This is a genomic window from Haloarcula halobia (genome assembly GCF_029338255.1).
Taxonomy (GTDB): domain Archaea; phylum Halobacteriota; class Halobacteria; order Halobacteriales; family Haloarculaceae; genus Haloarcula; species Haloarcula halobia.
On the sequence record NZ_CP119787.1, the window covers coordinates 3,073,338 to 3,087,326 of the forward strand.

General features: G+C 69.1%; 14 protein-coding genes. 6 read left to right on the top strand and 8 right to left on the bottom strand.

All coding sequences use genetic code 11. The features are described 5' to 3' along the window. Positions 1-262: 262 nt before the first annotated feature. Positions 263-1,825: an alpha,alpha-trehalase TreF gene (gene treF, locus P1K88_RS16215; protein WP_276411261.1), complete on the top strand. Its 1,563-nt coding sequence runs from the start codon at positions 263-265 to the stop codon at positions 1,823-1,825. 27 nt (positions 1,826-1,852) lie between these two features. Beyond that, positions 1,853-2,497 carry an RNA 2'-phosphotransferase gene (locus P1K88_RS16220; protein WP_276411262.1) on the top strand — a complete coding sequence of 215 codons (645 nt, stop codon included), beginning with the start codon at positions 1,853-1,855 and terminating at the stop codon, positions 2,495-2,497. Here P1K88_RS16220 and P1K88_RS16225 read toward each other — a convergent pair. From P1K88_RS16225 to P1K88_RS16240, 4 genes are all read right to left on the bottom strand, one after another. Beyond that, positions 2,494-2,790: a DUF5789 family protein gene (locus tag P1K88_RS16225; protein WP_276411263.1), complete on the bottom strand. Its 297-nt coding sequence runs from the start codon at positions 2,788-2,790 to the stop codon at positions 2,494-2,496. The genes P1K88_RS16220 and P1K88_RS16225 overlap by 4 nt on opposite strands. Before the next feature lie 122 nt (positions 2,791-2,912). Continuing rightward, a complete protein-coding gene (gpmI, locus tag P1K88_RS16230) occupies positions 2,913-4,472 on the bottom strand; it encodes a 2,3-bisphosphoglycerate-independent phosphoglycerate mutase (protein WP_276411264.1) in 1,560 nt (519 codons plus the stop codon). A gap of 90 nt (positions 4,473-4,562) precedes the next feature. Further along, entirely contained in the window at positions 4,563-4,703 is a 141-nt protein-coding gene (locus P1K88_RS16235) for a DUF1059 domain-containing protein (RefSeq protein WP_276411265.1), read from the bottom strand. A 175-nt stretch (positions 4,704-4,878) separates the two neighbouring features. Further along, entirely contained in the window at positions 4,879-5,151 is a 273-nt protein-coding gene (locus P1K88_RS16240) for a DUF7553 family protein (protein ID WP_276411266.1), read from the bottom strand. 229 nt (positions 5,152-5,380) lie between these two features. On the opposite strand from P1K88_RS16240, the gene P1K88_RS16245 reads away from it, so the two are divergent. Both P1K88_RS16245 and P1K88_RS16250 read left to right on the top strand, forming a co-directional pair. Beyond that, positions 5,381-6,700, top strand: a complete 1,320-nt coding sequence (locus P1K88_RS16245; RefSeq protein WP_276411267.1) for a phosphoribosylamine--glycine ligase — start codon at positions 5,381-5,383, stop codon at positions 6,698-6,700. A 57-nt stretch (positions 6,701-6,757) separates the two neighbouring features. After that, a complete protein-coding gene (locus tag P1K88_RS16250; protein WP_276411268.1) occupies positions 6,758-7,765 on the top strand; it encodes a DUF368 domain-containing protein in 1,008 nt (335 codons plus the stop codon). A 16-nt stretch (positions 7,766-7,781) separates the two neighbouring features. Here the strand turns inward: P1K88_RS16250 and P1K88_RS16255 are convergent, their stop codons facing one another. The 4 genes from P1K88_RS16255 to crtD are packed head-to-tail and all read right to left on the bottom strand — an operon-like array spanning position 7,782 to position 12,156. Further along, on the bottom strand, positions 7,782-8,885 hold the full coding sequence (locus P1K88_RS16255; RefSeq protein ID WP_276411269.1) for an NADH:flavin oxidoreductase/NADH oxidase: 1,104 nt from the start codon (positions 8,883-8,885) through the stop codon (positions 7,782-7,784). A gap of 42 nt (positions 8,886-8,927) precedes the next feature. Then, a complete protein-coding gene (gene cruF / locus P1K88_RS16260) occupies positions 8,928-9,791 on the bottom strand; it encodes a bisanhydrobacterioruberin hydratase (protein WP_276411270.1) in 864 nt (287 codons plus the stop codon). Next, complete coding sequence (locus P1K88_RS16265) at positions 9,784-10,665, bottom strand: prenyltransferase (protein WP_276411271.1); 882 nt, start codon at positions 10,663-10,665, stop codon at positions 9,784-9,786. The genes cruF and P1K88_RS16265 overlap by 8 nt, the downstream gene beginning before the upstream one ends. A 3-nt stretch (positions 10,666-10,668) precedes the next feature. Beyond that, on the bottom strand, positions 10,669-12,156 hold the full coding sequence (crtD, locus tag P1K88_RS16270) for a carotenoid 3,4-desaturase (RefSeq protein WP_276411272.1): 1,488 nt from the start codon (positions 12,154-12,156) through the stop codon (positions 10,669-10,671). A 201-nt stretch (positions 12,157-12,357) separates the two neighbouring features. On the opposite strand from crtD, the gene P1K88_RS16275 reads away from it, so the two are divergent. Together P1K88_RS16275 and P1K88_RS16280 are read left to right on the top strand one after the other, a co-directional pair. Beyond that, entirely contained in the window at positions 12,358-13,050 is a 693-nt protein-coding gene (locus tag P1K88_RS16275; protein ID WP_276411273.1) for an SDR family NAD(P)-dependent oxidoreductase, read from the top strand. Positions 13,051-13,095: 45 nt separating this feature from the next. Then, positions 13,096-13,962: a ZIP family metal transporter gene (locus tag P1K88_RS16280; RefSeq protein WP_276411274.1), complete on the top strand. Its 867-nt coding sequence runs from the start codon at positions 13,096-13,098 to the stop codon at positions 13,960-13,962. Positions 13,963-13,989: the final 27 nt, after the last annotated feature.

Genomic DNA, 13,989 nt, shown 5'->3' on the forward strand with positions numbered 1-13,989 from the left:
GCTCCCGTCGCCGCCAGGACCCGCCGGCGGCCCGCATCGAGGGCTGGGTCGTCAGGCATACCCGCGACGGGCGTCGCGGCCAGATTGTAATCCGAGTCGTAGCGAACCGGGGAGTACGCTACGCGAGGCGGGAACGCGACCACTCTCGGCGCTCCGCCCGTCGCGACTCCGTACGGCACCGGGCGGGTCTCGAACCGTCGTTCGTGATAGTTCCGTGCACGAATCCGAACCCCTAAGTAAACGCTTGGGAGTCGCCTAGTCGATGACACGCCCAGGTACTCACACCGACGGGTCGGCGTATCCCCAGCTCTCCGGTCCCCTCTTCGAGGCCGTCCAGCGGTCGAGTACCTTCGCGGACTCGAAGACGTTCGTCGACAGTGTGCCGACGACGGCCCCCGAGACCATCCGCGAGCGGTTCGCGGCGGCCGAGGACCTCGACCTCGGGCCGTTCGTCGCCGAGCACTTCGACATCCCGGACCGCGACCCGCCCACGCTGGAGACGCCGACGGACACGTCGATGCTGGCACACATCGACGACCTCTGGTCGTTCCTGGACAGTCCGGCCGACGACGGCCGGGCGCACTCGACGCTCCTGCCGCTCCCGCGCCCGTACGTCCGGCCGGGCAACCGGTTCCGCGAGATATACTACTGGGACACCTACTTCACGGCCGTCGGTCTGGCCGCGGACGGGCAGACACAGCGGGTACGGGACATGGCCGACAACTTCGCCGCGCTGGTCGACCGCTACGGGTTCGTCCCGAACGGCAACCGGTGCTACTACCTCGGGCGCTCCCAGCCGCCCGTCTTCTGCCAGTACGTCAAACTGCTGGTCGAAGCCGAGGGGACGGACGCCGGCCTCGAGTACCTGCCGCAGTTGCGCCGCGAGCACGAGTACTGGCTGTCGGGCACCGACGCCCTCGGCCCGGAGACGCCGGCCCACCGTCGCGTCGTCCGTCTCGACGACGGCGTCGTCGCCAACCGCTACTGGGACGACCACGCTGGCCCGCGCCCGGAGTCATATCGCGAGGACGTCGAACTCGCCGAACGGGTCGCGCCCGACCGGCGCGAGTCGCTCTCCCGCGACGTCCGCGCGGCCGCCGAGTCGGGGTGGGACTTCTCCTCGCGCTGGCAGGCCGACCCTGGCGAGATGACCAGCCTGCGGACCACCGACCTCGTACCGGTGGACCTCAACGCACTGCTGTACGACCTGGAGGCGACGCTTGCCGACTGGTGTCGCCGGACCGGGGATGTGGCCGCCGCGGACCGATACGAGTGCCTCGCCGGGCGCCGGCACCACGTCCTCGCAGAGTACTGCTGGGACGAGACGGCGGGCTTTTTCCTCGACTACGACTTCGCCGCTGGCGAGCGCACGGACCGCCGGACGCTGGCCGCCGTCGTCCCGCTGTTCGTCGAGGTCGCCACCGACGAGCAGGCCGCCGCCGTCGCCGCGACGCTCCGCGAGGAGTTCCTCCAGTCCGGGGGTCTGGTGACCACGCTCACGGAGACGCACCAGCAGTGGGACTGGCCACAGGGCTGGGCCCCGCTGCAGTACATGGCCGTCGTCGGCCTGTGCCAGTACGGCTACGACGACCTGGCCCGCGAGATAGCCGACCGGTGGCTGGACCTGAACCGCCGGGTGTACTGGGAGAGCGGCGCGATGCTCGAGAAGTACGACGTCGTCGCCGGCCGCGCGGCCGCCGACGTCGGGGAGTACGACGTCCAGGTCGGGTTCGGCTGGACCAACGGCGTGGCGCTGGCGCTCTCCCGGACCTTCGAGGGGAGCGACGAGACGCCCCTCCCCGGACGGGCGCGGGCGACGAACTGAAACGCCACCGTCACCGACGACGAGGCGATGCCCGACGCTATCGCGCGCTGTCCCACACACGGCTACCACGAGAGGACGACCTGCCCGGACTGCGGGGCCGAGAGCGAGCACGTGCTGGACGGGGCGCGCCGCCGGCGCCTCTCGAAGTTCACCAGCGGCGCGCTCAGACACTTCCCCGACGACGCCGGTATCGAGCTCGACGCGGCGGGCTGGACGCCGTTCGACGCGCTCGTCGCGGCGGTCAGGGAGAAGTACGGCTGGGCGACCCGTGCCCACGTCGAGGGCGTCGTCACGACCGACCCGAAGGGGCGGTTCGAGGTGGCCGGCGAGGCTCCGGCCCGGCGGGTGCGTGCCGCGTACGGCCACTCCGTCGACGTCGATCTCGAAGTGAGCGACGGCCCGGTTCCCGACGAGCTGTATCACGGGACCGCACCGCGGAACCTGGAGGCTATCTTCGAGACGGGACTGAAGCCCATGGGACGCCAGCAGGTCCACCTCTCGGGGACGGTTGCCGACGCGCGAGAGGTGGGCGCACGCCACGCCGCGGACCCGGTGGTGCTCGCGGTCGACGCCGCGGCCATGTGGGCCGACGGGCACGCGGTCAGCAGGCGGGGCGACGCGACGTACACGACCGACCGCGTCCCGCCGCGGTACCTTTCCCGGGTCGACTAGAGGGAGACGTCCTCGCCGCGGACGTCGTCGACGCCGACCTCGACGCCGGCCCGGTCGTCGTAGTACTTCCGGCCGACGAACCCGTCTTCCAGGTTCCCCATCAGCGACGCGTAGAGGTCGTTCGGCGACACGTACGAGGACTCGTCGGTCCGGTGCAACACGTCGGAGACCGTGGTCGACTCGCCGGCCGGCGTCACCAGCTCCACCTCGCCCAACTGCCCGACGACCGTCGTCCGGTCGGCCGGAAATTCGAACGTCTGTTCGAACAGCTGCATGGTATCGGAGTACTCCATCTGGGCGGTGCTCAGTTTTATTAATTAATAAGGATTATGATTTCTGCGTGAGAAATGGGCGGCTCCCGGTGGTCGCACGCACAGAGGACACTGCCGGCGGGAGAACGGTTCGGGGCCCCTCTTCACTCCACCAGCGACTCGCCGGTCATCGCCGCGGGCTGGTCGATCCCCACGAGCGCGAGCATCGTCGGCGCGAGGTCGGCCAGCGTCCCGCCGTCACGGGCCGTGTACCCGCCAGCGGTCTGGTCGGGACCGAGGTAGATGAACGGGACGGGGTTGGTCGTGTGGGCGGTGTGCGGGTCGTCTTCGGTGCCCATGTCGTCGGCGTTGCCGTGGTCCGCACAGACGAGGACGTGTCCCCCGGCCGCGGTGATGGCCTCGACCAGGCGACCGAGTTGCTCGTCGACGGCCTCGACGGCCGCGACCGCGGCCTCGAAGTCGCCGGTGTGACCCACCATGTCCGGGTTCGCGTAGTTGAGCACCAGGGTGTCGGGGTCCTCGGCCTCGATGACCGAGATAGCGGTGTCGGTGACCGCCGGCGCGCTCATCTCGGGCTGGAGGTCGTAGGTGGGGACGTCGGGGCTCTCGATTATCTCGCGCAGTTCGCCGTCGAACGCCACCTCGCGGCCGCCGTTGAGGAAGTAGGTGACGTGTGGGTACTTCTCGGACTCCGCGAGGCGCAACTGGGTCTTCCCGGCGCCGGCCAGCACCTCGCCCAGCACGTTCTCGGGCTGGTTGGGCGCGAAAGCCACCGGAACGTCGAACGTCTCGTCGTACTGGGTCATCGTCACCATGCGGACGTCCGGCGGGTGGGTGTCGTCGCCCCAGTCCTCGGGCCGGATGTCCGCTAGCATGCGGGTGAGCTGGCGGGCGCGGTCCGATCGGAAGTTGAAGAAGACGACGGCGTCGCCGTCCTCGATGCCGGCGTGGTCGCCGACGGTCGTGGGTTCGACGAACTCGTCGGTGACGTCGCGCTCGTAGGACTCGGTGACCGCCGTGACGGGGTCGGCAGCGTGGTGGTCGGCCTCCCGGTGGACCAGGGCGTCGTAGGCCCGCCGCGTGCGCTCCCAGTTCTGGTCGCGGTCCATCGCGTAGTAGCGGCCGACGACGGTGGCGACGTGGCCGGTCCCGTGGTCCTCGGCGTGAGCTTCGAGTTCGGCGAGGTAGCGCTCCCCGCCCGTCGGCGAGGTGTCGCGACCGTCGGTGAAGGCGTGGGAGACGGCGTCGGTGCCGCGCTCGCCGGCGAGCTCGACGAGTGCGTGGAGGTGGTCCTGGTAGGAGTGGACGCCGCCGTCCGAGACCAGGCCCATGAAGTGGACCCGGCCGTCGTGGTCCTCGGCGTACTCGAACGCAGAGAGGATCTCCTCGTTCTCGAAGAAGGGCGGGTCCTCGGCGGCGTCGTCCGGCGGCGACTCGCCCCGTGAGCGGGCGATGCTGTCGGAGACGCGCGCCGAGTCCTGCTTGACGACGCGGCCCGCGCCGATGTTGAGGTGGCCGACCTCGGAGTTGCCCATCTGTCCCTCCGGGAGACCGACGCGTCGCCCGTGGGTCTCGAGCGTCGAGTGGGCCCCGTCGGCCCAGTAGCGGTCGAAGTTCGGTGTCTCGGCCGCCGCGACCGCGTCACGGACGTCCGTCTCGGGGTTCAGCCCCCAGCCGTCGAGAACAATCAGCCCTGCGTCCATGCCTGTGGGAAGTCGTGACCGGGGTAAGTTACTGTCGGTCAACGACCTGGTTCGAGACGCTGTGGCCGCCGGTGACCGCCGAGTCCCGCGTCAGACCGACTGGATGCCGTCGCGGACCTGGTCGGCGCTGGACGACTCGTCGTGCATGTCCTGGGCGTGTGTTCGCACCAGTTCGATGACTTCGTCCTGGTCTTCGGACCGAACCTGGAACTCGCAGTATTGGTGTGCCATGGTGGGACCCACCAAAGAGAGCCGTCGGTGGGTCGTAGTGAGCAGGGACCTGGGTCCGGTACGGTCGGGGACGGGCGGGGGCGCCGGCCGCGCACGACTGCCGTACGGACGCGGCACCATCGGTGGGTAACCGCGTCATATCGGCAGTTTCCCACCCAGGCCGAGGGGGTGTCGCTCAGACGCCCTCGAGGTCGGACCGGTAGGCGTTGAGCTGGTCGTCGGCGTCCTCGAGCGTCGCCGCGACGTCGGCGCCGTCGCCGTCTTCGAGGTCCGCCAGCGCCGACTGGATGCGCGCGAGACGGCCGTGGTCGGGCCCCCGGTCGCCCGTCGACAGGCGGTCGAGCTGGTCGGCCAGGTTCGACAGGCGCTCGCGGGCGTCCTCGCTTGCGGTGTCCTGGGCTGCCGATTCGAGCAGGTCGCTCGCTGTCGCGAGTTCCTCACGTGTCATACATGGTGGTTCTGCGATGAGGGATAAAACGGTTCGGCTGGTGGGCAATCCTGCAGATATCCCAGACGCCCGACCGAGCCCACATCTTTAGGGGTCGTCCGGTCCCACGGCCGGTATGCGACGGTCTCGTTCCCGCGACCACCCGGACGGGTCCCGAACGGGGAAGCGGCAAACCCTCGGCGGCCGGGGCGCCGCCCGGCCCATATCGACCGCCGTCTAACTCAGACCGATGGAACCCAAGCACTTCCTGTTTGTCTCCGCGGACGCCGCACTGATCACCGACCTCGCCTGGCAGGTCCACCGCGAGGGCCACGACGTGAAGTACTACATCGAGGCGGAGCGCGACAGGGAGATCGGCGACGGGTTCGTGCCCAAGTCCGACGACTGGCGTGCCGACGTCGCGTGGGCCGACGTCGTCGTCTTCGACGACATCTGGGTCGGAACGGATATCGGGACGGGGCAGCTTGCGAACGAGCTCCGTGAGCGAGGGACGGCGGTCGTCGGCGGGACGCCCAACACCGACCATCTCGAGGAAGACCGTGGCTACGCGATGGAGGTCCTCGAAGACCACGGCGTGAATACCGTCGACCACCACATCTTCGACGACTTCGACGCCGGTATTCAGCACGTCCAGGCGAACCCGGCTCCGTACGTGATCAAGCCGCTCGGTGAGGTCCAGAACGTCAAACGGCTCCTCTACGTCGGGAACGAGGACGACGGTAGTGACGTCGTTGAGGTGCTGAAAGCCTACAAGAAGGCGTGGGGGCACCGGATGAAGGGTTTTCAGCTGCAGCGAAAAGTCGAGGGGGTCGAGATCGCCATCTGCGGGTTCTTCAACGGCAACGAGTTCATTGACCAGGTCAATTTTAATTTCGAGCACAAGAGATTGTTCCCGGGGAACATCGGTCCGTCTACCGGTGAAATGGGGACCTCGATGTTCTGGGCGGCCCAGAACAAATTGTTCCAGGAGACCTTCGGCAAGCTCGAGGGCTGGCTGGCTGATGAGGGGTACGTGGGAAGTATCGACATCAACTGCATCGTCAACGAGAACGGAATCTACCCACTGGAGTTCACACCGCGGTTCGGATACCCGACGATTGCGCTACAGGAAGAGTCCATCGAGTCGTCGACGGGCGAGTTCTTCTACGACCTCGCACACGGGAACGACCCCGAGCTGGAGGTCCACCACGGCTACCAGGTTGGCGTCCGGGTCGTCCTGCCGCCGTTCCCGTTCGAAGACGGCAAGACCTACGACGAGAACTCCCGGAATGCAGCCGTCGTCTTCCAGACCGAGAGTCGAGACGGGATTCATCTCGAAGACGCCAAGACGGTCGACGGCCAGTGGCGCGTCGCGGGCGAAAACGGGATGCCCATCGTCGTGACCGGCAAGGGCGAGACGATGCAGGCCGCCCGCAGACAGGCCTACGACCGCATCGACGACATCGTGATACCGAACATGTACTACCGGGACGACATCGGCGAGCGCTGGACCGCGGGCGACGGCGACCGTCTGCAGGCGTGGGGCTATCTGGGCCCGGGCGAGGACTGAGCGGGGGCAGGCCGCGGTCCACAAGGGCTATTGGGCCGATGGCACAACCCACTCCTAATGACCACCGCGCCTGACGGAGCGACGGAGTCGCTGCCGACGCTCCGCGGGTCGATACCCCCGGTTCGCGAATGGGCGAAGACCTTCCTCATCGGACTCTGTATGGGTGCCGCCGACGGCGTCCCCGGCGTCTCGGGCGGGACCATCGCACTCATCGCCGGCATCTACGAGCGTCTCATCGCCGCGGTCACCGCGGTGACTCCCGAACGAGCCGTCGCCCTGCTCCGGGCGCTGACGCCGGTCGACGGTGGCGTCTCAGGACGGCGGGCGCTGGCCGTCTTAGAGGAGTTCGACGTCTGGTTCCTCCTCGCCCTGCTTGCCGGTATCGTCACGGCCGTCGTCGCCGTCACCCGCATCATCCACGTCGCCAACCAGGAGACGCCGGCGCTGTTGTTTGGCTTCTTCTTCGGCCTCATCGCCGCCTCGGCGGTCATCCTGCTTCGCGCGCTCGACGTCGAGAACGGCCTGCAGGTCGTCGCGGGCGTCGTTGGCGTCGTCGTCGCGTTCCTGCTGTCCGGACCCGTGTCCTTCCTCGACGGCGGCGGCCTGCTGGTCGTATTCGTGGCCGGCGCCGTCGGCGTCAGCGCGATGATCCTCCCGGGCATCTCCGGATCGCTCCTGCTGGTCGTCCTCGGCCAGTACACCCGGATGTCGACGACGCTCAGCGAGTTCGTCGACTCGCTGGCCGCGCTCGTGACCGGCGGCACCGTCACCCGGGTCGTCGAGTCGGGCACCGTCGTCGTGACCTTCGTCCTCGGGGGCCTGGTCGGCCTGTTCACCATCTCACGCGTCGTGAGACGCGCGCTCGACCGGAACCGGCGGGCGACGCTGGCGTTCCTGGTCGGCCTGGTCGTGGGGGCGCTCCGCGCGCCGGTCCAGCGCGTGGCCGAGGACCCCGGCTTCTCCCAGGACGTCCTCCTGGCGTTCGCCGGGGCTGGCGTGGTCGGCGCCCTCGTCCTGCTGGCCCTCGAGTGGTATGCCGTCGATCTGGACCTCGACTCGGTGTGAGCAGTCGGCGACTCGCTCAGAACCCGATGGCACGGCGGTACTGTGGCGGCCCCTGGAGTTCGTCGGTGGCGTCGAGCGCCTCGGCCGCGCGAACCGTAAAGTAGGGGTCACGGAGGTGCTCGCGGCCGACGATGGCGAGGTCGGCCCGCCCGTTGGCGACGACGGCCTCGGCCTGTTCTGGCGTAGTGATACCGCCGACGGCACCCACCGCGATATCGGCCTCGGTCTCCGCGCGGATTCGTTCGGCGTACTCGACCTGGTAGTTCGGCCCCGCGTAGTCGGGCCGGGAGTCGGGCAGGATGCCGCCGCCGCTGACGTCGACGAGGTCGGCGCCCACCTCGGCCAGACGGTCCGACAGTCGGACCGAGTCCTCGACGGTCCAGGACTCGCGCTCGGGGAGCCAGTCGGTCGCGGAGATGCGGACGAAGACGGGTCGGTCGTCGGGCCACACCTCGCGGACCGCCGCGGTCACCTCGCGGACGAGGCGGGTCCGGCCCGCGAAGTCGCCGCCGTAGTCGTCCTCGCGGCGGTTGGTGACCGGCGACAGGAACTCGTGGAGGAGGTAGCCGTGGGCGGCGTGGACCTCGGCGACGTCGACGCCGACGTCGCGGGCCCGCTCGGCGGCCGTCCGGAAGGCGTCGACGACGCCCTCGATGCCCGTCTGGTCTACCCGTTCGGTCGCCGGGGGCGCCTCGTCCTCGTACGGCCATGGCTCGTCGGTCGGGCCGACGACGGACCAGCCGCCCGCCTCGGGGCCGAGCGGGGCGTGCCCCTCCCAGGGCCGCCGGGTCGAGGCCTTCCGGCCGGCGTGGGCCAGCTGGACGCCGATCGTGCTCCCCTGCGAGTGGGCGAAGTCGACGATGGGGGCCAGCGCCGCCGCGTGATCGTCGCTCCAGAGCCCGAGGTCCTCGGGCGAGATGCGCCCGCGGGGCTCGACGGCCGTCGCTTCGGTCATCACCAGGCCGGCCCGGCCGACGGCGCGCGAGCCGAGGTGGACGCGGTGCCAGTCGGTCGCGATGCCGTCGCGATCCTCGCAAGAGTACTGGCACATCGGCGAGACCATCACGCGGTTGGGAACCGTCGTCCCGCGCAGCTCCAGCGGGGTGAAGAGTTCGCTCATCGCCACCGCTTGGGAGGGTGGGCTCAAAACCCCGTCGTCCGGCTACCGCAGGACGCTCCGGCCCAGTCGCGACTCCGAGAGGTCGAAGTCGAAGCGGTCGGTCACCAGCAGGCCCGCGCCCAGCAGCGCCGCCAGCGCGACCGGGATCCAGTTGGCGTAGTAGAGGTTGATGGCCCCCCACAGGACGACGAAGCTCACCAGGTCGTCGAGCATGAACTCGCACTCGTCGAGGCGCCGCCGGAGGCCCGCCCGCTCGAAACCGACGTCGAAGAGGACGACGGCGACGGTCCCCGAGAGGAGCCATCCCTGGTAGTTCGACCACGGGACGCCGTAGAACTGCCCGACCTCGTAGGTCCAGAAGCCGAGGCCGACGGCGCCGGGGTCCAACACCAGGTCGACCAGCAGCACCGTCGACAGCGTCGCGAGCAGGCGAATCGGGGTCGACGCCGCGCGCCGGCCCAGCAGGAGGATGACCAGGAGGTAGCTGTTCAGCACCAGCGGGAAGAAGAATACAGGGAGACCCAGCGGCACCTCGCCCAGCAGCATCGGACCGAGGTCCACACCGTAGGCGAAATCGCCGTAGGGCCACCCGGTCCGGACGCCGACCAGTTCGATGCCGTAGGCGTAGGCCGTCAGCGCCAGCAAGGCGAGGCCGGCCCGGCGGGTGACGAGCGGGAAGACGCCGGCGACGAGCGGCAGGCGCATCACGAGCGTCCCGAAGAGGACGAAAAAGGGGTTGAAGGCGAGCGGCGGCGGCAGCAGACCCTCGGCGCTTCCCAGCAGCGTCACCGCGCCCACCAGCGGGAAGACGACCGCGATGGTGAAGCGGTGCTCGCGGACCAGCGCGTCCAGCCGGGCGGTGGCCTCGGCCCGCGTCCGGGGCGGCGACCAGTCCAGGTCAGCCATAGAGCATCACCCACAGACCGCCCAGCGTGAAGACCATGCCCACGAGCGTGTTGATGGCCGGGTACCACCAGTAGGCCTCGTCGATGTCGACGCCGATGGCGAGGATGCCGAAGACGAGTCCCGGGTACAGCAACAGGACGAGACCGAACGCCCAGTGCGTGTAGGTGAACACGAACGCGGCCAGCAGCCACGTCATCACGCAGTAGTAGTACGTGTTGGACTCGCCGAGGAACGTCGCCGTCGTCCGGATGCCCGCCTCGCGGTCGGGTTCGATGTCGGGGATGGCCGAGAAGGTGTGCATCCCCATCGTCCAGAGCCACGCGCCGGCGACGGCGGTGGCGGGCGGTGCGACCCCCTCGATGGCGGCGAAGGCGACGACGCCGGGGAGGATGTACAGGCCGTTCGAGATGGAGTCGAGGAACGGCGTCGTCTTGAACCGGAAGGGTGGGGCCGAGTACTCCACAGAGAGGGCCGCCCACGCGAGCAGTGCGAGGACGCCCAGCGGCGGGAGCCACGGGAGGAAGGCAAGCGCGAGCACCCCCGAGAGGACGATAAGGGCCAGCGCCACCCGGTCGCCCTGGTAGCTGACCTCCCGGCCCTCGTCTTTCTTCGGGTTGTGTTCGTCGACGTCGGCGTCGAAGACGTCGTTGACGCCATAGAGGAAGACGTTCGCCGGGAGCGTGAAATAGAGGAACAGCGCCACGGCGAGCGGCGAGAACAGGTCGGCGGGCCCGTCGGCGGCGTAGGCAACGGCGACGATGACCGGGCCGCCTAAGTAGAGCCAGAAGCGGGGTCGCGAGAGCCGCAGCAGGTAGCCCACACGCGACTCGGCGGAGGGCACGACGTCCGAGAGGCGGTCCGTGACGGTGTCCATACGTTATTCGCAGTCCTCGATGAGCGCCTCGGCCGTGTGCTCACCGCTGATGAGACACATCGGCATCCCGATGCCCGGCGTCGTGAACGACCCGGTGAAGTACAGGCCGTCGACGGCCGACGAGCGGTTGTTCGGCCGGAGCAGGGCCGTCTGCCGGAGCGTGTGGGCCAGGCCGAGGGCGGTACCCTCGCTGGCGTTGTAGCGCTCGCCGAACTCGGAGACGGCGAACTGCTCTTCGAAGACGATGCGGTCGCGCAGATCGACGCCCGTGTTGGCGGCGATGTCCGCGAGAATCTTCTCGCGGTACTCCTCGCGAATCGCGTCGCCGTCGTGCAGGCCCGGCGCGATGGGGACCAGCACGAAGAGGTTCGAGTGGCCGTCGGGCGCGACGGTTTCGTCGGTCTTGGAGGGGACACAGAGGTAGTAGGCCGGGTTCTCGGGCCAGTCGGGGTCGTCGAAGATGGTCTCGAAGTGGGGGCCCCAGTCGGTCGGCAGGACGAGCGTGTGGTGAGCCAGCGGGTCGACGTCGCCCTCGACGCCCATGTACATGAGGAACGCCGACGGGGCGTAGGTCCGTGACTCCCAGTAGTCGTCGTCGTACTGGCGCTCGTGTTCGGGAAGCAGTTCGCGCTCGGCGTGGCCGTAGTCGGCGTTGACGACGACGCGGTCGGGGTGGAACTGCTCGCCGTCGACCGTCTCGACGAGGAAGCCGTCCTTCCGGCGGTCGATCTCGGTCACCTCGGCGTCGGTCTGGTAGGTCACGCCCATCTCCTCGCCCAGTTCGACCAGCGCGTCGACGACGGCACCGATGCCGCCCTCGGGGTAGTAGACGCCGAGGTTGAAGTCGACGTGGCTCATCATGTTATAGAGCGCGGGCGTGTTCTCCGGCGATCCGCCGAGGAACACGAGCGTGTACTGCATTATCTGCTGGAGCTTGGGGTGCTCGAAGTAGTCCTCGACGTGACCCTGCATCGACCCGATGAGCTGGAGGCCGACGGGCGCGGCGGTCATCACGTCCAAGTCGACCCAGTCGCGCAGACTGGAGCGGTCCTGGTAGACGAACTTGTTCATCGCCGTCTCGTAGTGGCGCTCGCTGGTCGCGAGATACTCGTCGAAGGCCTCGCCGGCCCCCGGTTCGTAGGACTCGAACGTCTCGCGCATCTCGGCGTGGTCGCCGTTGACGTCGAGGCGGTCGCCGTCCTTGAAGAAGATGCGGTAGTGCGGGTCCAGTCGCTGCAGGTCGTAGTAGTCGCTGGGCTCGCGCCCGAAGTACGCGAAGAAGCGCTCGAAGACGTCGGGCATCAGGTACCACGAGGGGCCCATGTCGAAGCGGAACCCGTCTGTTTCGAGTCTGGAGGCACGGCCCCCGAGCTGCTCGTTTTTCTCGAGCACGTGGACGTCGGCACCGGCGTCGGCCAGGTAGCACGCGGCGGAGAGCCCGCCGAACCCGCCACCGACGACCAGCACCTCCGTCCCGGACAGATGACTCATTGCGTACATGTCCGCACTGGACCGACAATAAAGGCGCGCCATACTGGGTTGGTGTGAGACCGACAGGCACACGCGACCGGCATCGGGCACCTGTTCGGGCCACGGTCGAATCGACGCGCCGCGCCCGTCCCTGCGGGGGGCCACAGCGCCAGAGGTACTGGCGGGAAAACCCTGAACATGACAGCCGTCCTCACTACCGGTATGGCCGACCGAACCGCCGTCGTCACGGGGGCGAGCCGGGGCATCGGCGAACAGGTAGCACGGACGCTGGCAGCGGCCGGGGTACACGTGATACTCTGTGCCCGGGACGCCGAGGAGATACAGGCCGTCGCGGACGACATCGAGTCCGCGGGCGGGGCAGTGACGGCGCTCCGGGCCGACGTGCGCGACCAGTTCGACGTCGAACGCCTGGTCGAACGGGCGGCCAGGGCAGGCGGACCGATATCGTACCTCGTCCCCAACGCCGGCGTCTACCACGGGTCCCCCGGCGAGACGCCGCTCTCGGCGGAGTCCTACGCCGCCTTCGACGACCACATGCGGACGAACGCGCGGGGCGTGTTCGTCACCGTCCGCGAGGCGATGCCCCACCTGGCCGACGACGCGCGCATCGTCGTCCCCACGGGCGCCGTCGCCCGCGAGGGTATGCCCGGATACGGGTCATACGCCGTCTCGAAGGCCGCGGCGGAGGCCATCGTCCGGGGGTTCGCCGTCGACCTGGACGTGCCCGTCGGCGCCGTCGACCCCGGACAGGTCTCGACGGCGTTGTCCGGCGACGGCGGCCGGGACCCCGAGGCCGTCGCCCGGATGGTCCGATGGGCCCTGGAGGACCGCCCCGGCGAGGACCTGAACGGGAACGTGTTGACCTGGCGCGACTACCGGGACGCAACGCGATAGGGGCACCGACGGATTTATTACTAATAACACCACTTCTCTGAACCAATGGCTAATAATGGAGTTACATTTTTTAATAACACGCGGGAGATATCAGTGGCCGGCGTCGCCAGCGTCGTCGGGCTGGTCGCGCTGACAGCGCTGGCCGTCGCCGGCGGGGCCCAGAAGGTTCTTGTCATCGCCTGGGTGGCCTTCGCGGCGATGGCGCTGGGCGCGTGGCTCGGCGCGAACGCCGACCGGACGAACCCACACCGGCTGGTCTGGGGCTACGGCCTCGCCAGCGGGGCGATGATAACGTCGGCCGCGATGTTCCTCGTGCCACAGGCGATGGGGCTGGGGTCGGCGGCTGGCACCCCGCGCGTCGGCGGCATCGGTATCGCGCTGGGCGTCGTCGCCGGCTACGCCACCCACACCATCGGTCACCGCCTGACCCACCTCGACGCGGGCATCGACACGACGACGGCCGCCATCGCCGCCCACGCGCTCTCCGCGGGGCTCATCATCGGCCTGGTCTACGCCTCGATGCCGTCGCTGGGGCTCTTGCTCGGCCTGGCCATCGTCTCGCACAAGGGGCCCGCCGGCTACGCCGCCGCCCGGCGCCTGGCCCGCAACGACCAGTCTGTCACCGGGCTGTTGCTCCCCGCTGCCGGGGTCGGCCTCACCGCCATCCCCATGGCGCTGGTGACGGTGCCCGACGCGCCCGTCGTCAACGCGCTCGTGTTCGGCTTCGCCGCCGGCATCTTCCTCCACGTCGCGATGGACTTCCTGCCGAGCTGCGAGGCCGGCAGCGAGATCGACGAGGCCTGCTCGCTGCACGAACACTCCCACGACCTGCTGGACGAGCTGCGGACCCACGCCGTCGGGTCCACCGTCGTCGGCGCGGCGGTCGTCGTCGTCGCCTGGACGCTCGTTTGACCGGCAGCCCACCACGGGTCCTCGGAC